Annotated in this window: 15 protein-coding genes; 10 read left to right on the top strand and 5 right to left on the bottom strand. The window is 61.5% G+C overall.

Going from position 1 to position 20,244, the window contains the following annotated elements:
* Positions 1 to 154: 154 nt before the first annotated feature.
* From ACESUZ_RS02155 to ACESUZ_RS02140, 4 genes are all read right to left on the bottom strand, one after another.
* Positions 155 to 1,135 carry an ABC transporter substrate-binding protein gene (locus ACESUZ_RS02155; RefSeq protein WP_373198182.1) on the bottom strand — a complete coding sequence of 327 codons (981 nt, stop codon included), beginning with the start codon at positions 1,133 to 1,135 and terminating at the stop codon, positions 155 to 157.
* Positions 1,136 to 1,295: 160 nt separating this feature from the next.
* Complete coding sequence (locus ACESUZ_RS02150; RefSeq protein WP_373198181.1) at positions 1,296 to 2,081, bottom strand: hypothetical protein; 786 nt, start codon at positions 2,079 to 2,081, stop codon at positions 1,296 to 1,298.
* Between the two features lie 259 nt (positions 2,082 to 2,340).
* Positions 2,341 to 3,744, bottom strand: a complete 1,404-nt coding sequence (gene asnS, locus ACESUZ_RS02145) for an asparagine--tRNA ligase (RefSeq protein WP_373198179.1) — start codon at positions 3,742 to 3,744, stop codon at positions 2,341 to 2,343.
* A 181-nt stretch (positions 3,745 to 3,925) separates the two neighbouring features.
* Positions 3,926 to 4,489 (bottom strand): PTS sugar transporter subunit IIA, encoded by a 564-nt coding sequence (locus ACESUZ_RS02140; RefSeq protein WP_373198177.1) that lies wholly within the window; start codon positions 4,487 to 4,489, stop codon positions 3,926 to 3,928.
* Positions 4,490 to 4,731: 242 nt separating this feature from the next.
* Between ACESUZ_RS02140 and ACESUZ_RS02135 the strand changes: the two genes are divergently transcribed.
* The 5 genes from ACESUZ_RS02135 to ACESUZ_RS02115 all read left to right on the top strand — a co-directional run bounded on the left by ACESUZ_RS02135 (position 4,732) and on the right by ACESUZ_RS02115 (position 11,848).
* Positions 4,732 to 5,634, top strand: coding sequence for an alpha/beta hydrolase (locus ACESUZ_RS02135; protein ID WP_373198176.1), 903 nt, complete (start codon positions 4,732 to 4,734; stop codon positions 5,632 to 5,634).
* 382 nt (positions 5,635 to 6,016) lie between these two features.
* A complete protein-coding gene (gene feoB, locus ACESUZ_RS02130) occupies positions 6,017 to 8,428 on the top strand; it encodes a ferrous iron transport protein B (protein WP_373198174.1) in 2,412 nt (803 codons plus the stop codon).
* 120 nt (positions 8,429 to 8,548) lie between these two features.
* Complete coding sequence (locus tag ACESUZ_RS02125) at positions 8,549 to 9,745, top strand: MFS transporter (RefSeq protein ID WP_373198172.1); 1,197 nt, start codon at positions 8,549 to 8,551, stop codon at positions 9,743 to 9,745.
* A 153-nt stretch (positions 9,746 to 9,898) separates the two neighbouring features.
* On the top strand, positions 9,899 to 11,275 hold the full coding sequence (locus ACESUZ_RS02120) for an alpha-amylase family glycosyl hydrolase (RefSeq protein ID WP_373198171.1): 1,377 nt from the start codon (positions 9,899 to 9,901) through the stop codon (positions 11,273 to 11,275).
* Positions 11,276 to 11,278: 3 nt separating this feature from the next.
* Positions 11,279 to 11,848 carry a DNA-deoxyinosine glycosylase gene (locus ACESUZ_RS02115; RefSeq protein ID WP_346979490.1) on the top strand — a complete coding sequence of 190 codons (570 nt, stop codon included), beginning with the start codon at positions 11,279 to 11,281 and terminating at the stop codon, positions 11,846 to 11,848.
* Here ACESUZ_RS02115 and ACESUZ_RS02110 read toward each other — a convergent pair.
* Entirely contained in the window at positions 11,845 to 12,501 is a 657-nt protein-coding gene (locus ACESUZ_RS02110) for a hypothetical protein (RefSeq protein ID WP_271747300.1), read from the bottom strand. The two genes, ACESUZ_RS02115 and ACESUZ_RS02110, sit on opposite strands and share 4 nt — an antisense overlap.
* Positions 12,502 to 12,594: 93 nt before the next feature.
* Here ACESUZ_RS02110 and ACESUZ_RS02105 point away from each other — a divergent pair, with 93 nt between their 5' ends.
* The 5 genes from ACESUZ_RS02105 to rpoB all read left to right on the top strand — a co-directional run bounded on the left by ACESUZ_RS02105 (position 12,595) and on the right by rpoB (position 20,239).
* Positions 12,595 to 13,731: a pyridoxal phosphate-dependent aminotransferase gene (locus ACESUZ_RS02105; RefSeq protein ID WP_373198168.1), complete on the top strand. Its 1,137-nt coding sequence runs from the start codon at positions 12,595 to 12,597 to the stop codon at positions 13,729 to 13,731.
* Between the two features lie 504 nt (positions 13,732 to 14,235).
* Complete coding sequence (gene rplJ, locus ACESUZ_RS02100; RefSeq protein WP_117646079.1) at positions 14,236 to 14,757, top strand: 50S ribosomal protein L10; 522 nt, start codon at positions 14,236 to 14,238, stop codon at positions 14,755 to 14,757.
* A 102-nt stretch (positions 14,758 to 14,859) separates the two neighbouring features.
* Positions 14,860 to 15,237 carry a 50S ribosomal protein L7/L12 gene (rplL, locus tag ACESUZ_RS02095; protein WP_006235005.1) on the top strand — a complete coding sequence of 126 codons (378 nt, stop codon included), beginning with the start codon at positions 14,860 to 14,862 and terminating at the stop codon, positions 15,235 to 15,237.
* Between the two features lie 314 nt (positions 15,238 to 15,551).
* On the top strand, positions 15,552 to 16,460 hold the full coding sequence (locus ACESUZ_RS02090) for a UTP--glucose-1-phosphate uridylyltransferase (RefSeq protein ID WP_117637621.1): 909 nt from the start codon (positions 15,552 to 15,554) through the stop codon (positions 16,458 to 16,460).
* Between the two features lie 287 nt (positions 16,461 to 16,747).
* Entirely contained in the window at positions 16,748 to 20,239 is a 3,492-nt protein-coding gene (gene rpoB, locus ACESUZ_RS02085; protein WP_443985221.1) for a DNA-directed RNA polymerase subunit beta, read from the top strand.
* Positions 20,240 to 20,244 lie beyond the last annotated feature (5 nt).

The following is a 20,244-nucleotide window of genomic DNA, read 5'->3' as shown; positions in this document are numbered from 1 at the left end:
GTAACAATGCATAGAAGAGTTACGGACAGACGTTTTGTTTTACCTGAAACAAGCAGGGCGGACGCCGGTCTACAGCGCCCGCCCCTGTGGCTCAGATATTGAATAACGCGGCTAAAGCGCGAGCACGGGCTCTAGACGCATGCCGCGTATGGCATTACGCGTCCAGGGCGGAAAGGTCGATGCCCAGGGCCTCGGCCATTTCGTCGTTCTTGACGACGACCAGGTCCTTGCTCGAGAGGTGCTTGATCGGCATATCCTCGGGCTTGGCCTCGCCCTTCAGGATCTTAACGGCCATCTCGCCCGCGGCGTAGCCCAGGTCCTCATAGTTGATGGAGAGGGTGAACAGGCCGCCGGCCATGCACATACCCTCCTCGCCAGTCACGAAGGGAAGCTTGTTTTCCTTGCAGATCTGGCCGACCTGCGAGGCACCCGCGGCGATGGTGTTGTCGGTGGGGGAGTACAGCGCGTCGACCTTGCCCACGGCAGACTCGACGACGGACTGAATCTCGTTGGAGCTCGAGACGGTGAAGTCAGTGTACTCGAGGCCCAGCTTGTCGAGCTCCTTCTTGGCGGCCTTGATCTGGACGTCGGAGTTGGACTCGGCGGTGCAGTAGAGCAGGCCGACCTTTTTAACGTCGGGCAGGACCTTCTGCATCATCTCGAGCTGCTCGGCGACCGGGGTGAGGTCGGAAGCGCCCGTGACGTTGGTGCCGGGCTTGTCGTTGTCCTGGACCAGGCCGGAGGCGGCGTAGTCGGTGATGGCGCAGCCCACGATGGGGATATCGGCCGTGGCGCCGGCGGCAGCCTGCGCGGCGGGCGTGGCGATGGCATAAATCAGGTTGACGTTGTCGCCCACAAACTTGTCAGCAATGGACTTACACGTGGACTGGTCGTTCTGGGCGTTCTTCTGGTCGATCTTGACCTTAAGGCCGCTCTCCTTGATGGCCTTGACAAAGCCGTCGTTGGCGGCATCGAGTGCGGAGTGCTCGGTGAGCTGCAGAACGCCGACGGTGTAGTCGGGACCAGCGGCAGCAGAGCCGGAACCAGAGTTGCCGCCGCATCCGGCGAGCGGAGCGAGCGCGAGCAGGCCGGCGGAGACCAGAAGGCTCCTGCGGCTGATGGTGATGTCCTTCATATCGTTACCCCCAGTATAGAAATGGCTGGAAACACTGCACTCAAACAAAGTGCAAGTGGAACTATAGTAGCGCGGATGTCCATTTTTACAATAACCTGGCGGGTTTTTTAATACAGAACCGGATGGGCGGTACGGGTAGTCGAATGGACGGCGGAGGTTCTTATGCGGCAGAGGCGTCGTCCTCCTCGTCGAGGGCGGCGAAGAGCTTCTTGCCGTCGAGGAGACGTGTGGTGACGTTTCTCATGCGGCCAATCTCTACGGTGCGCAGCGTATCATCGGCGCCTCGGGCGTCGTAGACCGTTCCCAGCAGATACGAGATGCCATCGCGCTGCCTGATGGCAAAGGGGCGGAGTGTCATCCGTGCCGCTTCGGTTTCGCCGCGTGTCGTGACGCTCGAAATATCAAAACTCACCGTGGTTCCGTGGTCGATGGCCTGCTCGACGAGCTCGCACGTGTCGATGCGCTTGATGGGCGTGCGTGTTGCCTTGGTAGCCTTGCTGTCTGCGCTTGGAGCGGGTTCGGGTGTATCGAGGTAGCCGCGAACGTCGGCGCTCGCCATGGCAACTAAGTGCTGCGCCATGCTCTTGCGGATAGCGATAGGCGTGGAGCGGTTGCGCATGACCATACCGTGGAGCCGGATGATCTCTTCATCGGTGAGCGGGCGGGTAAGAAGTTTGTAGCCCACGCCGCGTTTGTACTCAATTTCGTATCCGGCATGGCGAAGCGCGGAGATGGCGGTGTAGATGCTGCGCCGCGCCGCCGAGATGGGCATGCGGGCGGGGTCGTCGGGATGGGCGAGGCGCCGAATCAACTCATCGGAAAGCATGGCTTTGTCCTCGCCGGTGTTTTCGCTTAATAGTTGCAGGATGCGAACGGCGCGATAGGCTGCCATCGAGGCGGCGCCCCTCGTCGTGGTGTCGTAGGTTTCAACAGCGGCTTCGGTCATCGTGCCCACGTCCTTTCCGTTTTGGGTGGCGACGGTATGGAGCCTAGGACGTGGGGCTTTCCCAGGGGCGCAGGGCGCTCTGGGCGGTCGGTAGTCGTCGGCAAACGGTGGGTCGAGTTTTCAACAGCCCTGCTCAACTGACCAAAAACTTGCCAAAAGCTTGACGGATGCTGTTGAAAAAAAGCGTCTCTCGACCGATGTCGAGAGACGCTTATGCGATGAGCGTTGGCGTGTGGCGACGCGAGCTGGCGTCCGACGATTAGAAGTCGGCGTTGCCCACGGTGCGCGGGTGCGGCAGGACGTCGCGGATGTTGCCCACGCCGGTCAGATACATGACCAAGCGCTCGAAGCCCAGACCGTAGCCGGCGTGCTTGCAGGAACCGTAGCGGCGCAGGTCAAGGTAGTACTTGTACTGCTCGGGATTCATGCCCAGGTCCTTGATGCGGGTCTCGAGCAGATCCAGGCGCTCCTCGCGCTGGGAGCCGCCGATAATCTCGCCGATACCGGGAACCAGGCAGTCGGCGGCGGCGACGGTCTTGCAGTCCTCGTTCATGCGCATGTAGAACGCCTTGATCTCGGCCGGGTAGTCGGTCACAAAAGTCGGTCGCTTAAAGTGCTCCTCGGTCAGGAAGCGCTCGTGCTCGGTCTGCAGGTCGATGCCCCAGCTGACGGGGTAATCAAACTGGTGGCCAGCAGCGACTGCCTGCTCCAGGATTTCGACGGCCTCGGTATAGGTGACGCGGGCGAAGTCGGAGTTGGCGACATGGTCCAGGCGCTCGAGCAGACCCTTGTCCACAAACTTGTTGAGCATATTGAGCTCGTCGGGGCAGGTTGCCATAACGTCCTTGAGGACGTACTTGAGCATGGCCTCGGCGTTATCCATGTAGTCGTTAAGGTCGGCGAAGGCCATCTCGGGCTCGATCATCCAAAACTCGGCGGCGTGGCGCGTGGTGTTGGAGTTCTCGGCACGGAAGGTGGGACCAAAGGTGTACACGTCGCCAAAGGCCATGGCAAAGTTCTCGGCATTGAGCTGGCCGGACACGGTGAGGCTCGCATGCTTGCCAAAGAAGTCCTGGCTCCAGTCGACCTCGCCGGACTCGGTGAGGGGCGGATTTTTGGGGTCGAGCGTGGTCACGCGGAACATCTCGCCGGCGCCCTCGCAGTCACTCGTGGTGATGATGGGGGTGTTGACGTAGACAAAGCCCTGCTCCTGGAAGAAGCGGTGGATGGCGGCAGCCGCGACAGAGCGGATGCGGAACACGGCGCGGAACAGGTTGGTGCGCGGACGCAGGTGCTGCTGGGTGCGCAGGAACTCGACGGTTGTGCGCTTCTTCTGCAGCGGGTAATCCGGGGCGCTCGTGCCCTCGACCTCGATGGAGGTGGCAGAAAGCTCGAAAGGCTGGGGCGCATCGGGGGTCAGCTTGACGGTGCCGGTGCAAATGAGTGCGGCCGAGACGTTTTGATGGGCGATCTCGTCGTAGTTGTCGAGTGCCTCGCGGTTCATGACGACCTGCAGGTCGCGGAAGCAGCTGCCGTCGTTGAGCGTAACAAAGCCAAAGTTCTTCATGTCGCGGACGGACTTGACCCAGCCGGCGACGGTGACGGTCTGGCCGCCGAGCGACTCGGCATCGGCATAGAGCTGCGCGATTTTGGTGCGGTTCACGTATCCTCCCATAACGGTTGAATGATAGTTATCCATACAGTTCGATATTCTAGCAGCTCGGCTCATTTGAGCTATACAGATAAAGCATTGGCGGGATGGTTTTTCAAACGAAAAGCGCCCGCGGCCAAATGGTCGCGGGCGCTTGACGAGGTGCCTTTTGGCTGTGTGGCGTGGGGCCTGGCTACTTGGTCTTGGCAACCAGCAGCGGGTCGCCAAGCTTGACGAGCGGGTTGCCGCCGATAAGCGTTCCAGACTCGCCGACATGGCCGATGCTCTTAAGACGATCGAGCTCGGAGACGATGACGGTCACGATGTCCTCGTGACCAGCGGCCTTAATGGCCTCGCGGTCGAAGCTGATGAGCGGCTGGCCTGCCTTGACCACATCGCCCATCTCGACAAAGCGGGCAAAACCCTTGCCGTTCATTTCCACGGTGCCCAGGCCAACATGGATGAACACGCGAAGACCGTCCTCGGTGATCATGCCGATGGAGTGGTTGGTGACAGTGGTGGCGCCGATGCGGCCGTTGGCGGGCGCATAGATGGTGCCGGTAATGGGCTCGATGCCATAGCCCTGGCCAAGCATGCCCGAGGCGATCGTCTCGTCGGGAACCTCGTCCAGGTTGACGAGCACGCCGTTGACGGGGGCATAGATGACGCCTTCGCGGGTGGCGAAGCTTGCTGAGGGCGGAACGGACGCCTCGCCGGTCGAGGTGAAGGTGGACTTAAGCGAATCGAGCAGACCCATAGTTGCCTCCAACTTAAATAGGCGCATATCGCGCGTTTGGTTTGCCGGAAACGTTTCATATGTGTTTCGCGGCTTGGTCAACGCCCCTATTCTACGCTGCTCAGCGATACCTCTGAGCTGGGATTATGTGATATATCAGTTGGAGGGAAACTTATTGCTGGTGTGTTTCTGCGCCACGGGTTCAAGTGGGGTACGCTTGAAGGCAAAAACTAGGGCGCTTAATTTGCGCGAAGGGAGCACATATGATTGTCGAGAACCATGCGCTGTGGGGCGAGGAGCCGACCGAGGATTATCCGGCGACGTTTACGTATCTGGGTGCCGAGCCGCTGCCCGACAAGCCCAATGGCCGCCGCCCCGCGGTGATCATCTGCGGCGGAGGCGGGTTTACGCATATCGCTCCGCACGAGCAGGACCCGGTGGCGTTTGCATTTTTGGACCGCGGCTACCAGGCCTTTGTGCTCAACTATGTCACGAGTTCTACGGGTGACGTGAGCTTTCCGCACCCCCAGGCAGATCTTGCCAAGATGGTCGCCACGGTGCGCGCCAACGCCGACGAGTGGCATGTCGATCCCAAGCGCGTGTGCGTCGTGGGCTTTTCTGCTGGCGGCATGATTTGCGCCTCGCTGGCAACACAGTGGAAGACCGGCCCCTTCGCGGCACTTGCCGGGGCGCGTCCGGACGACATTCGTCCCGATGCCGTGGTGCTGGGCTATCCATTGCTCGACTTTGCCTATGTGCGCGACATGCAGACGCGCGATCCGCGCATTGACTTGCGCGTGCCCAAGACGGGCGGCAAGACGGGACGCGATTTGCTCAACGACTACCTGTCGATGGTGACGGGCGGCGAGGCAACTGACGAGCATCTGGCCGACATCTGCCCCACCACGCATGTTTCGCGTCAGATGCCGCCGACCTTTGTGTGGGGCGTGTCCGACGACAAGACGGCACCGATCGCGCAGGTCTACCCGTTTGCGCAGCGCATGGCCGAGGAGGGCGTTGCATGCGAGATACACGTCTTCGACCAGGGTGGTCACGGCCTTTCGCTCGGCAACGCCAACACCGCGGTCGACAACGAGGACAAGCAGGTGGCGGTCCGTCCCTGGATCCGCCTAGCCTTCCGCTTCCTGGAGCGCCACGGGTTTTAGTTACGGCGTTTTACCAAACGCCGTAACCACTTGACGCTGCAAGCCCGCCAGGGCGGCAATCTGCCTTTCAACTTCGGCGGCATGACCAGAAGGTCAATGCCGCCTCGTTTCAAGGCACCTTGCTCGCCCTGGCGGGCTTTCGCTGTCGGTTCCAAGACATCGGCATCGTCCTAGCTGTCAAGGGCTTGGCGTAGGTAGTCATTGGGGACGTTCTTAAGCGACTAGTCGAAAGGGACACTCTTGCGGCACTTGGCACTCGGGGACGTTCCTTTTGTGCCGGCACTTGGGGACGTTCCTTGCAGCAATCTGTCGATTGAACGTCGTTGTGTGTTCGCGCTATCATGCATGGTTACAATTGGTTAGCCATGGCAAACGGTTAGCCATGGTGAACATAAATACAACGCCCTGTGGGCGCCGGGGGAGGAACACGGACGTGAAGCTCGATACACTCGAGATTGGAAAGGACGCCGTTGTCGCATCGGTGGCATCGGATGATCAGGCACTCCGACAGCATATTTTGGACATGGGTCTAACGCCGGGCACCGAAGTCACCATGATGAAGTACGCCCCCATGGGCGATCCGCTCGAGATCCGCCTGCGTGGCTACGAGTTGACACTGCGCAAGGACGATGCCGCTCGCATCGAGCTCGTGGGTATTCACGACACCGATACGGGTCCGCGCGCTAACGCCGCAATCGGCACGACGGAGCATCCGGCTCTGGGCGAGGGGACGTATTCGCCCCGTGCGGCAAAGACGGCCGTGCCCGAGGGCGCACCGCTGCACTTTGCCCTCGCCGGCAACCAAAACTGCGGTAAGACCACGTTGTTCAACCAGCTGACGGGCTCCAACCAGCACGTCGGTAACTTTCCCGGCGTGACGGTCGACCGCAAAGATGGCACCATCCGCAACCACCCCGAGGCAGGCGTTACCGACCTGCCCGGCATCTATTCGCTGTCGCCGTACACGGGCGAAGAGATCGTCAGCCGCCAATTCATCTTGGACGAAAACCCCGACGCCATCATCGACATCATCGACGCCACCAACATCGAACGTAACCTGTACCTGACGCTGCAGCTTATGGAGCTCGACCGCCCCATGGTCATCGCGCTCAACATGATGGACGAGGTGACGGCCAACGGCGGCGCCGTGGACGTCAACCTGCTCGAGAGCCTGTTGGGCGTGCCCGTTGTTCCCATTAGCGCTGCCCGCAACGAGGGTATCGGCGAGCTGGTGGATCATGCCTTGCACGTGGCGCGGTTCCGCGAGCGCCCCGGTCGCCTGGACTTCTGTGCGCCCGATGGATCGGACGGCGGCGCACTGCATCGCTGCATCCACGGCATTGCCAACCTGATCGAGGACCATGCCGTGACGGCGCACATCCCGGTGCGCTTTGCGGCGACCAAGCTGGTCGAGGGCGATGAGCTGGTAACCGAGGCGCTTCACCTGGATCGCAATGAGCTCGACGCTATCGAGCACATCATCACCCAGATGGAGGGCGAGGCCGGCACCGACCGCCTATCTGCGCTGGCCGATATGCGTTTTAGCTTTATCGGCGACGTGTGCGGGCGTTGCGTCGTCAAGCCGCACGAGAGCCGCGAGCACGTGCGCTCCGTCAAGATTGACCGCATCCTGACAGGTCGTTACACAGCCATTCCGGCGTTTCTGGTGATCATGGGCCTCGTCTTTTGGCTGACGTTTGGCGTGATCGGCGCGGCGTTGCAGGGACTTATGGAGGACGGTATCGCTGCCATCATCGCCTCGGCCGATGCGGGCCTCAAGGCGTTCGGTACCAACGACGTGGTGCGCTCGCTGGCTGTCGACGGCGTGCTTACGGGCGTGGGCAGTGTGCTGACCTTCCTGCCGATTATCGTCGTGCTCTTTTTGTTCCTCTCCATTCTGGAAGACTCCGGATACATGGCGCGCGTGGCCTTTGTCATGGATAAGGTGTTGCGTCGCTTTGGCCTGTCGGGCCGCAGTTTCGTGCCCATGCTCGTCGGTTTTGGCTGCACCGTGCCGGCTATCATGTCGACCCGTACGCTCCCATCCGAGCACGACCGCAAGATGACGGTCATGCTCACGCCGTTTATGAGCTGCTCAGCCAAGCTGCCGGTTTACGGCTTGCTGTGCGGGGCGTTTTTCCCGCAGGCGACGGTTCCCGCCATGGTCTCGCTCTATCTGATCGGTATCGTGGTCGGCTGCGTCGCGGCTTTGGTGCTCAACCGCACGGCATTTAAGGGCGACCCGGTGCCGTTTATCATGGAGCTCCCCAATTACCGCCTGCCGAGCGTCAAGACGACGGTGATGCTGGCATGGGATAAGGCCAAGGACTTCATCACCAAGGCCTTTACCATTATCTTTGCCGCTACGGTGGTCATCTGGTTCCTGCAGACGTTCGATATCCGCTTTAACGTGGTCGCCGACCAGTCGCAAAGCCTACTTGCCGGTCTGGGTAGCATCATCGCGCCGGTGTTGGCCCCGCTCGGCTTTGGCGACTGGCGCGCCTCGACGGCGCTCGTCACGGGGCTCATTGCCAAGGAGAGCGTCATCTCGACGCTCACGGTGCTTTTGGGCGCAACGTCGCCCGCGGCGCTGTCGACCATGTTTTCGCCGTTTACCGCCTACGTGTTCTTGGTCTTTACGTTGCTGTACCCGCCTTGTGTGGCGGCAATCGGCGCCGTCAAGAGCGAGTTGGGCGCGCGCTATGCCGTGGCCGTATTCGCGTTTCAGGTCGCCGTTGCCTGGATCGTGGCGTTTGTCGTGCATTCGGCGGGCATATTGCTGGGGTTGGCTTAGTTATGAATTGACGGCGCAACCTCTGTGTATCGAATTGTTTTCGGCCCCGCATCTGTACTGACGGATGCGGGGCCGTTGCTATATAATCGCCTCCGCTCAAAACGATTGGAGGCGTTATATATGACTCAGACAAGGCAAGACGGCATCACGCTCAAGCAGTGGCTCCCGCTCATCGGGCTCACCTGCTGTGCGTTCGTGTTCAACACGTCGGAGTTTATGCCCATCGGCCTTTTGACTGATATCGCCGCGTCGTTCTCGCTCACCGAGGCCCAGGCGGGCATCATGATCTCGGTCTACGCCTGGGGCGTCATGCTGCTGTCGTTGCCGCTCATGGTGTTTGCCTCGCGCTTCGAGTTCAAGCGGATGCTGCTGGGCGTGCTCGCCGTGTTCTCGCTGGGCCAGTTTCTGTCCGCTGTGGCGCCGACTTATCCCATCCTGGTCTGCGCGCGCCTGGTGGTCGCTTGCGCACATGCCGTGTTCTGGTCAGTCGCCTCGATTATGGCCTCGCGCCTGGTCGACACTCGCCACGGCGCGCTCGCCATCAGCATGATCGCTACGGGCTCGTCCATCGCGCAGATCTTTGGCCTGCCTCTCGGTCGCGCCATTGGCTTGGCCGTGGGCTGGCGCATGACGTTTGCCGTGGTCGGGGGCCTCTCAGCCATCGCGGTCGTCTACCAGGCAGCGGTGTTCCCGGCCATGCCGGCGGGTGAGCGCTTTACCGTCAAACAGCTGCCCGAGCTGCTCAAGAACCCGCTCCTCATCGCGCTCTACGCAGTCACGGTCTTCATGGCGACCGGCTATTACGCAAGCTACAGCTATATCGAGCCCTTCCTGGCGCAGGTCGCGCACGTCGATGCGGGCGCCATTACCATGACGCTGACGGCGTTTGGCTGCTCTGGTTTGCTCGGAAGCTGGCTGTTTGGCCGCCTGTTCGATGGGCATCGCTTCCCGTTCTTGGCTATCACGCTCTCCGGCGTGCCGGTGGCCCTGCTGCTCATGGGGCCGGCCGCATCGTCGCTCGTGACAGTGCTTGCCGTCTGCGCACTGTGGGGTTGCTGCGCCACGGCCTTTAACGTGGCGTTTCAGGCCGAGCTCATCAAGTGCACGTCGGCAGATTCGTCGGCCGTCGCCATGTCGATCTTCTCGGGCCTGTTTAATCTGGGTATCGGCACGGGTACCGCGATCGGCGGAGCCGTGGTTTCGGGCCCCGGTATCGCCTTGATCGGCTACGCGGGTGGTGCGATCGCTGCCGTGGGCGTCATCCTCGCTATCACGGTGATGTTCCCGGTCATTCGTCGCGCAAAGCCTGTCGCCTAACCACGTCCCCTCATCAGTTGCGGTGGAATAGTTCCTGTTTAAGGCCTCTGAAGGCCCAAGCAGGAACTATTCCACCGCAACTTATTTTGGGGAAGAGGATACAAGCCGGGCATACAATGGATGTCGTTGTGTTGAGCTTACCGGGAGGTTGCTATGTGGGCATACGAGACGACGTTCTATCAGATCTATCCGCTGGGCTTTTGCGGAGCTCCGCGCGAAAACGCCGCGCCCGTTGCCGAGGATGAGCTCGCCCAGGCTGCTAACGCCGTGCCCAACCCCGATGCTCCTATCATGAAAATCGCCCAATGGGCCGACTACCTGCAAAAACTCGGTATTGGCGCTGTGCTCATCAATCCGCCGCTCGAGTCCGATAGTCATGGCTACGACACGCGCAGCCTGCGCCACATCGACCGTCGCTTGGGTGGGGATGCCGACTTTGCCGCCGTGTGCGAGACACTGCATGCCCACGGCATCCGCGTGGTGCTCGACGCCGTCTTCAACCATGTGGGCCGTGGCTTTTGGGCCTTCCGCGATGTGCAGGAGCGCAAGTGGGACTCGCCCTACAAGGACTGGTTCCACATTAGCTTTGACGGCGATTCCTGCTATGGCGACGGCTTTTGGTACGAGGGCTGGGAAGGCCATTTTGAGCTCGTGAAGCTCAACCTGCAAAACCCCGCCGTGGTCGATTACCTGCTCGAGTCCGTGCGCCGCTGGGCCGAGGTCTTTGGCGTCGACGGCCTGCGCCTGGACGTTGCCTATATGCTCGACCGCGACTTTATGCGCCGCCTGCACGCTTTTACCCGTGAGCTCAAGCCCAACTTTGTGCTGATCGGCGAGACGCTCCACGGCGACTACAGCCAAATCGTCAACGACGAGATGCTCGACTCCTGCACCAACTACGAGTGCTACAAGGGCCTGTACTCCAGCTTTAACTCGGTCAACATGTTCGAGATCGCCCATTCGCTGCACCGTCAGTTTGGCGGCGACCCCTGGTGCATCTACCGCGGCAAACATCTGCTGTCGTTTGTCGACAACCACGATGTGCCGCGCCTGGCGAGCATCCTCACCGACAAGTCCTGTCTGCGTCCCGCCTACGGCATGCTCTTTGGCATGCCGGGCATCCCGTGCGTCTACTATGGCAGCGAGTGGGGAATTGCTGGCGAAAAGGGCGGCCCCGATGGCGACTGGGCGCTGCGCCCTGCGCTCGATGAGCCTGCGCCCAACGAACTGACGGCGTTCATCACGCAGCTCGCACACCTTCGTTCGGCCGACGACGCGGCGGCCCGTGCTCTCAACTACGGTGCCTATCGCAATGTGGTGATCCAGAACAAGCAGCTGCTGTTCGAGCGCGCCTGCGACGACGCGACGGTGCTCGTGACGGTCAATGCCGTGAACGAGCCCTATACCTTTGGAGCCGGCGAACTCAACGGCTCCTTCGTCGACCTGCTTGCCGACGATGCGCCCACGGTCGAGCTGACAGGCTCCCTTGAACTTGCGCCCTATGAGGTGCGTTATCTGCTGAGGGCCTAATTCATGACTGCGCCGGACGAGGGCTATCAGCATATTGAGCATGGGTTTGAGCCCGTGTTTGACGAGCGCTCGCGCGTTTTGGTGCTGGGGTCGTTTCCCTCGGTGCTCTCGCGTGCCAATGCCTTTTACTATGGCAATCCGCAGAACCGCTTTTGGCGCGTGATGGCCGCGTGCCTTGGTGCGCCCGTGCCGCCCAACGAGGGAGACTCTTTGGCGAGCGGCGAGCCCGTGACGCTTGACGCCTCGATTGCCGCCAAGCGGGCTATGCTGCTGAACGGCGGCGTAGCTCTGTGGGATGTGATTGAGAGCTGTGACATTAAGGGCTCGAGTGACGCGAGCATTCGTAACGTTGTGCCGGCACATATCGAGCGCATTACCGGCGCAGCTCCCATTGAGCAGGTGATATGCAACGGTGGTACAGCTGGCCGGCTCTACAAGCGCTATCTACAAGAGCGCACCGGGCTGCCGGCCATCGTTCTGCCGTCGACAAGTCCCGCCAATGCGGCGTGGCGTCTGGAACGCCTTGTCGAGCGCTGGAGTGAAGCCGTTGATTGGCAGGCTTTTTCGATTTAGCAGTTTGAGTGCTCGGCAAGATGCCTCATAACGGCGTGCCAGATCGGTGTGGGCAGCGCAGACGTGGCGCGCACCATGCCGTCGGTGTCGACGCCACCCGTTGCGGCGCCACCGAGCTTCTGCGCGTGTTCGACGGAACACCCCATGCGAACGGCGCCCACGAGCTTGTCCATGGCCTCCGAAAACGGTCGCCGCAAGAGTCCCATGCGCGGGGAGCGACGAAGCGCTGCGATGCCGCTGCCGGCGCAGATGGCAACGCCGCCACACCACAATTGGTCATGGCGCTCACATGCCTTGTGCAGGCGAACGGCGGTCCCACGCGCCTGCTCAGTGCTCTCTTGTGCGGCTCGAATCGCGGCATAGACGCGCGTTCCCGTACCGCCAAAGCGCTCAAGCGCCTGCTCGATGGCTGTCAACGTCTCATCGTCAGCCACATCTTCAATGGCCAGCACGATGCCATCGGCAACGCTGCCGGCGTCATTTGCCTTCAAGTCGACCGGGCGGGGGAGTGCGGTGCCGGAAAGCTGTGCATAGGCGGCGATGGCATCCTGCAGGTCCCAGAGCAAAAACTCAAGATCGGCACTATTGGGAATGCTGATATACGCAATGGTTTGCAGCGTTTTTGGTACATCGCTGCGCGCGGTCGGCTCCATGCTGCCTCCTTTCCGGTTGGTTTCCGTTTAGGTTACACCGTCCGGCGGCGCCCCACCGCGCTATCCTAGTGCAACCCTTACGAAAGGAACGCCATGCGACTGCCCATGAATACCTCGCTTGCCACGCTCAAGCCCTCCGGTATCCGCCGAATCAACGCGCTCGCCGCCCAGCACCCGGGGTGCATCGCGCTTGCGCTTGGCGAGCCCGATTTTCCCACGCCCGATGTGATTAGCGCCGAGGTGACCGCCGCACTGGACCGCGGTGACACGCACTATCCGCCCAACAACGGGCGCCCCGCCCTGCGTGAGGCGTTATCTGCCTACATGGGGGACGCGGGCCTTACGTTTTCGGCCGACGAGGTCATCCTAACCGACGGCGCGACCGAAGCCCTGTCGGCAACATTTATGGCTATGCTCAACCCCGGCGACGAGGTCATCATCCCCACGCCGGCCTTTGGCCTGTACGAGAGCATCGTCGTGGCCAATCACGCCAAAGCGGTCTTTTTGGATACGGAGCCTGCGCAATTCCAGATTGACGAGGATGCGCTTCGTGCTTGCGTGACGCCGGCGACCAAGGCCATCGTCATCTGCTCGCCCAACAATCCTACGGGTTGCATCCTCAACGCGGCATCGCTCGACGCCGTGGCGCGCGTGGCGGAGCAGGCGGGCATCTACGTGGTCTGCGACGACGTATACAACCGCCTGGTTTATGTGGATGGCTACGAGCGCTTTGCCCAGCGTCACCCGGAGCTGCGTGAACAGACGGTCATCATCGAGAGCTTCTCCAAGCCCTGGTCCATGACCGGCTGGCGCCTGGGCTGGCTCGCGGCAGCGGCACCCGTCATCGCCGAGATCGCCAAGGCTCACCAATACTTAGTATCGAGTGCCGTCTCCTTCGAAATGGACGCCGCAGCCCGAGCCCTGACCGTCGACCCAACCCCCATGCTCGAAGTCTATCGAGCCCGTCGCGAACGCGTACTCGCAGCCTTAGACGCCATGGGCCTCGACGTAGTAGAGCCCGCAGGAGCCTTCTACACTTTCCCGAGCATCAAAAAATTCGGTCTAACCAGCGAAGACTTCTGCATCAAAGCCATCAAAGAAGCAAACGTAGCCCTAGTCCCGGGAGACTGCTTCGGAACCGAAGGCCACATCCGCCTCAGCTACTGCGTTTCCGACAAAGACCTGGACGAAGGTCTCCGCCGCCTGTCCACCTTCATTTCAACCTTGTAGCCCTCAGGGATGCAACACATCAGCCCACCGACCCAAGCATTATGAGTGGGGCGCGTCGCTCAACGGACACGAGGATTCGCAGCAAAGGTAACGTAGCTCCGGCCGGGAGGGGCAGGGCGAGTTTTCCGTAGATTCCGCACGAGCCGAAGGCCACTTAATGTGGCCTTCGTGCGAGCCCAGGACTTGACCGAGCGGAAAACTCGCCCTGCCCCTCCCGGTCGGAGCGTATGCAGGGTTTGTGTACGAATCCTCGCGCCCGTTGACCGACGCCGGGGTCCCCGCCATAATACTTTCGGTTCACGCACGAATCCGCTGCCAGAGACAGCCGGCGCTAACGGGCTTTGCCCGCGAGCTTAATGGGATATCCCGCCAGCCGAGGTGGTCGAGTAGATATGTCTTCTCGCCCCCGTCGCTCATGCAGCGCGGGGGCTTTCTTTTTGGACATGCCCCCGTCACGTCCTTGTGGCGGACCGTGCCCGGAAAGAATTCGAGGAGGTGTAATTCATGCCCCAGCAGTACAAAATCGACAAGGTTGCAGAGATCGAGTCCCGTATCGCCGAGAACGCCGGTCTGTTCGTCGTCAACTACAATGGTCTGACGGTTAAGCAGGCTCAGGAGCTGCGTCATCAGCTTCGCGAGTGCGGCGCCGAGATGAAGGTCTACAAGAACAACCTGGTCAAGATCGCTCTCAAGAACCAGGAGCAGCCCGAGCTCGACGAGATCCTCGCCGGCCCCGTCGCTTATGTGTTCTACGAGACCGAGCCGGTCGAGGCCGCTAAGACCCTTAAGGACTTCTCCGCTAAGTCCAAGGGCGTCCTTGAGATTAAGGGCGGTATCTCCGACGGCAAGGCCGTTTCCGCTGATGATGTTAAGGCTATCGCCGAGCTGCCCACCAAGGATCAGCTTCTCGGCCAGATCGCCGGTCTCATCTCCGGTTTCGCTCGCGACATCGCTGTCTGCGTCAACGGCGTTTCCTCTGGTCTCGCTCGTTCGATCCAGCAGGTCTCCGAGCAGAAGGCAGCCTAGTTGCTGTTTTCACCCGCGGCGGCAACGCCGCACCCCTGGCGCATTCGCGCCGTGTTTTAACTGATCTCCGTGCATTCGCACGGAAACCGAAAGGACTTAGAAATGGCTAAGCTTACCACCGATGAGATCATCGATGCTCTTAAGGAAATGACCCTTCTCGAGGCTTCCGAGCTCGTCAAGGCTATCGAGGACACCTTCGGCGTTTCCGCCGCTGCTCCTGCCGCTGTTGTCGCCGCTCCCGCTGCTGGCGCTGCTGAGGCCGAGGAGAAGACCGAGTTTGACGTCGTGCTCGAGGGCTTCGGCGACAACAAGATCCAGGTCATCAAGGCCGTCCGTGAGCTCACCAACCTTGGCCTGAAGGAGGCCAAGGAGGTCGTCGAGGGCGCTCCCAAGGCTGTTCTCGAGGGTGCCAAGAAGGAGGACGCCGAGGCTGCCAAGGAGAAGCTCGAGGCTGCTGGCGCTGCTGTCACCCTCAAGTAATCAGGCTTTCTCGCCAGATTTCTTTGCAGGCGGGGTTCGCATTGCGAGCCCCGTCTTTTTTGTTTTTCAGTCCCTCGACATCGGTAGCTCAAACTGCCGTATTCTGTGATTTGCGTCGTATCGGGTGCCCTGCCGTTGGGCAATAAAATTGCACCATTCGAGCAATAATTTGCGTTGACCTGCTGAAGAATTGTCTCTGCCTTGTAGCGACATATAGTTCCAGCGGTAAGATGCTTGGGTATCGCAATTTGGTCTGCGGCCGTGCGCCGCACGCATGGGGCGCTTTTGCGCCTGCGAAAGGATCTTTGAATAACATGAAGGCAATCATCCCCGCCGCCGGTCTTGGCACGCGTTTTCTGCCTGGCACCAAGTGCACGCCCAAAGAGATGCTGCCGGTGCTCGACAAGCCCGTCATTCAGTACGTCGTCGAGGAGGCGCTCGACCCCGAGGAAGTCGACGACGCCATCATCGTTACATCTCCCGGTAAGCCCGAGCTACTGAACTACTTCCAGCCCGATCGCTCGCTCGAGAACCTGCTGCGCGAGCGCGGCAAGAACGCCTATGCCGATGCCGTCGCCCACGCTGGCGGTATGCCGGTCGACTTCCGTTATCAGTACGAGCCCAAGGGCCTCGGCCATGCTATTCGCTCTGCTGCCGACGCCGTGGCAGGGGAGAACTTCCTGGTTCTTCTGGGCGACTACGTTGTGCCTAACCGCGACATCTGCGACAAGATGCTCGCCGTTTCCAAGGAGCACGGTGGCGCTTCGGTTATCGCCGTCGCTGCTTGCTCGCCCGAGGAAGTCAGCCGCTACGGCGTTATCGCCGGCGAGCGCGTCGGTTCGCTCGAGGGCGCCGAGGGCGTTGCCGATGCCGAGCCGGGCGCTGTCTGGCGCATCGGCGGTCTGGTCGAGAAGCCCGCTCCCGAGGCTGCTCCGTCCAACCTGTACATCGTCGGCCGCTATCTGCTGAGCCCGCTGGTCATGGACCTGCTGGCAGATCAGCAGGCCGGCAAGGGCGGCGAGATCCAGCTCACCGACGCAATGGCCCGTTCGCTCGATCGCGAGGCCATGTATGCGGTCGTCATCGACCCGCTGTCGGGCTACGACACCGGCACTCCCTCTGGCTGGATGGCCACCAACGCCCTCATGGCTGCAAGCGATCCTCGCTTTGCAAGCGCCTTCTGGGACGCCATCGACGAGCGCGGCGGCTTGATGCGCAAGTAAGCCTTCGGGCATCGACATTTACGGGTGCGGACCTCGGTTCGCGCCCGTTTTTTATAAGAGCTGCGATTGTTGGCTCTCTGTTCACAGAAAATATATGAACAGATGTTCGATACACATACATCTACCTGCGTGTTTTCTGCCGAAAAACTTTGCTACTCCAAAAACTCAATCGCGTCAAGGCTTTTCTTGTCCAACGGTCGGTACCTGATAAACTATTAGGTTGCGATAACTGGCGAAGCTATGCCTCGCCAACCCACCGAACATTTCCGTGAAGGAGGAAAAACCTGGTGACCTACGCATACACTGCCACTGAGCGCAAGCGCGTCAGCTTCGGGAAAATCCCGGAGGCCATGGAGCTCCCCAATCTTATCTCTGTTCAAAGGGAATCCTTTGAGCGTTTTAAGGACGAGGGTCTTCGTGAGGCGTTCAAGGAATCCAGCCCCATCCAGAGCCAGAACCATGTTCTCGAGGTTACCTTCGGCGAGCATCAGTTCGGCGATCCCGCGCACACCGTCGAGGAGTGCCGCGAGAAGGACATGACCTATCAGGCTCCGCTCCTGACCGACGTCCGTCTCACCAACAAGGAGACCGGCGAGATCAAGGAGCAGCTCGTCTTTATGGGCGACTTCCCCATGATGACCGATCAGGGCACCTTCATCATCAACGGTACCGAGCGTATCGTCGTCTCGCAGCTCGTCCGTTCCCCGGGTGTGTACTACAGCTCTGAGATGGATTCGGGCAAGCAGATCTACAAGGCCCAGATCATCCCGTCCCGCGGTGCCTGGCTTGAGTTTGAGGTCGACAAGCGCGACCAGCTCATGGTCTCCATCGACCGTAAGCGCAAGCAGAGCGCCACGATGTTCCTGCGCGCCCTTGGCATTGCCGTCACCAACGACGACATCATCGAGCTGCTCGGCAACTCCGATGTGATTAAGCGCACCCTGGAGCGCGACACCGCCCTCACCCGCGAGGATGCCCTTATCGAGATCTACCGTCGCCTGCGCCCGGGCGAGCCTCCCACCGTGGACGCTTCCCGCAGCCTGCTCGAGGGCCTGCTCTTCAACCCGCAGCGCTACGATCTGGCCCGCGTCGGTCGTTACAAGGTTAACAAGAAGCTCAACCTCACCACCGAGGAAGAGGTCACGGTGCTCACCGACGAGGATATCGTCGCGACGCTGCGCTACCTGCTGTCCCTCGCTGCCGGCGAGCAGGGCTTCAAGGTCGACGACATCGATCACTTTGGCAACCGCCGCATCCGCACCGTCGGCGAGCTCGTCGCCAACCAGTTCCGTATCGGCATGAGCCGTATGGAGCGCGTCGTCCGTGAGCGCATGAGCTCCCAGGACATCGACGAGATCACCCCGCAGTCGCTCATCAACATCCGTCCGATCGTGGCCTCCATCAAGGAGTTCTTCGGTTCCTCGCAGCTCTCCCAGTTCATGGACCAGGCGAACCCCCTGACCGGTCTGACCCACAAGCGCCGTCTGTCCGCACTCGGCCCTGGCGGTCTTGCCGGCCACAAGTCCGGCTCCAGCCGCCGCACCAACGTGCCGACGGCCGTTCGCGACGTTCACAACTCGCACTACAGCCGCATGTGTCCGATCGAGACCCCCGAAGGCCCCAACATCGGCCTGATCGGCTCGCTCGCCCTCTACGCCCGCGTCAACGAGTACGGCTTCATCGAGGCTCCGTTCCGCCGCGTCGAGAACGGCGTTGCCACCGACCAGATCGACTGGATGACCGCTGACGAGGAAGAGAAGCACGTCATCGCGCCGGCCAACACGCCGCTCGATCCCAAGACCAACGAGTTCATCACGACCGATGCCGAGGGCAAGCTTGTCCGCCCGCACACCGTGATCGCCCGTACCCGCGACTTCGACGGCTCCTTCGGCGCTCCCGCCGACGTGCCCGTCGAGGACGTCGACTACATGGACGTCTCGCCGCGTCAGATGCTCTCCGTCGCAGCCACGCTGATCCCGTTCCTCGAGCACGACGACGCCAAGCGTACGCTGATGGGCGCTAACATGCAGCGTCAGGCCGTGCCGCTAGTTCACCCTGCCGCTCCCTATGTCGGTACCGGCATGGAGCGTCGCGCCGCTCTGGACTCCGGCGAGGTCACCCTGGCCAAGAACGCCGGCGAGGTCATCTTTGCCGACGCCGCCAAGATCATCGTCAAGCATGCCGGCGGCATGGACGAGTATCACCTGGCCAAGTACCAGCGCTCCAACCAGTCCACCTGCATCAACCACCGTCCGCTCGTGCGCGTCGGTGACACCGTTGAGCAGGGCGAGCCTCTGGCCGACGGTCCTTCGACCGATCACGGCGAGCTCGCACTGGGCCAGAACCTCACCGTGGCCTACATGCCGTGGGAAGGCTTTAACTACGAGGACGGTATCGTCGTGTCCGAGCGCCTGGTGGCCGAGGACCTGCTGACGACCATCAACATCACCCGTCACGAGATCGACGCCCGCGACACCAAGCTCGGCCCCGAGGAGATCACCCGCGAGATCCCGAACCTCTCCGAGGACATGCTTGCCAACCTCGACGAGGACGGCATCATCCGCATCGGCGCCGAGGTCGGCCCTGGCGACATCCTGGTCGGCAAGGTCACGCCTAAGGGCGAGAGCGCTCTGACTGCCGAGGAGCGCCTGCTGCGCGCCATCTTCGGTGCCAAGGCCCACGACGTCCGCGACACCTCCCTTAAGATGCCTCACGGCGCTTACGGCCGCGTCATCGACGTTGTCCGCTTTAGCCGCGAGAACGGCGACGATCTGGCTCCCGGCGTCAACGAGCAGGTGCGCGTCTACGTCGCCCAGCGTCGTAAGATCCAGCAGGGCGATAAGATCGCCGGTCGCCACGGCAACAAGGGTGTTATCTGCAACGTTCTGCCGGTCGAGGACATGCCCTACATGCCTGACGGTACCCCGATTGACGTTATCCTCAACCCGCTGGGCGTTCCTTCGCGTATGAACGTCGGCCAGCTGCTCGAGTGCCACCTTGGCTGGGCTGCTGCCTGCGGTTGGGATACCGAGCAGGCCGACTCCGACAAGTACGTCCCCGGTCCGTTCTTCACCGCGACGCCCGTCTTCGACGGCGCCAAGGAGGACGAGATCGCCGAGGTCATCCGTCGTGCCAACAAGAACATGCTCAACAAGGCCACCGCTGCCTTTGGCGATCACATGCGCCCCGAGTTCGTCACCCAGCTTGACGAGCGCGGCAAGACCCGCCTGTTCGACGGCCGCACCGGCGAGGAGTTCCGCGAGCCCATTACCGTGGGTACGTCCTACATCCTCAAGCTCGGCCACATGGTCGACGACAAGATCCACGCCCGTTCGACCGGCCCTTACAGCCTGGTTACCCAGCAGCCTCTGGGCGGCAAGGCTCAGTTCGGCGGCCAGCGCTTCGGCGAGATGGAAGTTTGGGCACTGTACGCTTACGGTGCTTCCAACGTCCTGCAGGAGATCCTGACCGTCAAGTCCGACGATACCGTGGGCCGCGTCAAGACCTACGAGTCCATCGTCAAGGGCGAGAACGTTCCTGTCCCGGGTATCCCCGAGTCCTTCAAGGTTCTCGTCAAGGAGATTCGCTCCCTCGCACTGGACATCGAGCCCATGCACGATGCCGACGAGGACGCCTCCGCCCCTGTGACCGCCGAGGAGACCTCCGCTCTCGACGACCTGGCTGCGCTCGCCGGCGTTGACGCCGACGTCGAGGCCGAGGATGCCGAGACCGCCGAGGCACCCGAGGCTGTCGCCGCCACGACCACTGATAAGGAGTAGTTGAC

The organism is Collinsella aerofaciens ATCC 25986 (genome assembly GCF_964239575.1).
Classification (GTDB): domain Bacteria; phylum Actinomycetota; class Coriobacteriia; order Coriobacteriales; family Coriobacteriaceae; genus Collinsella; species Collinsella aerofaciens_BQ.
The sequence above is the reverse complement of the archived record's forward strand: the minus strand, read 5'-3'. Positions and strand labels throughout refer to the sequence as shown.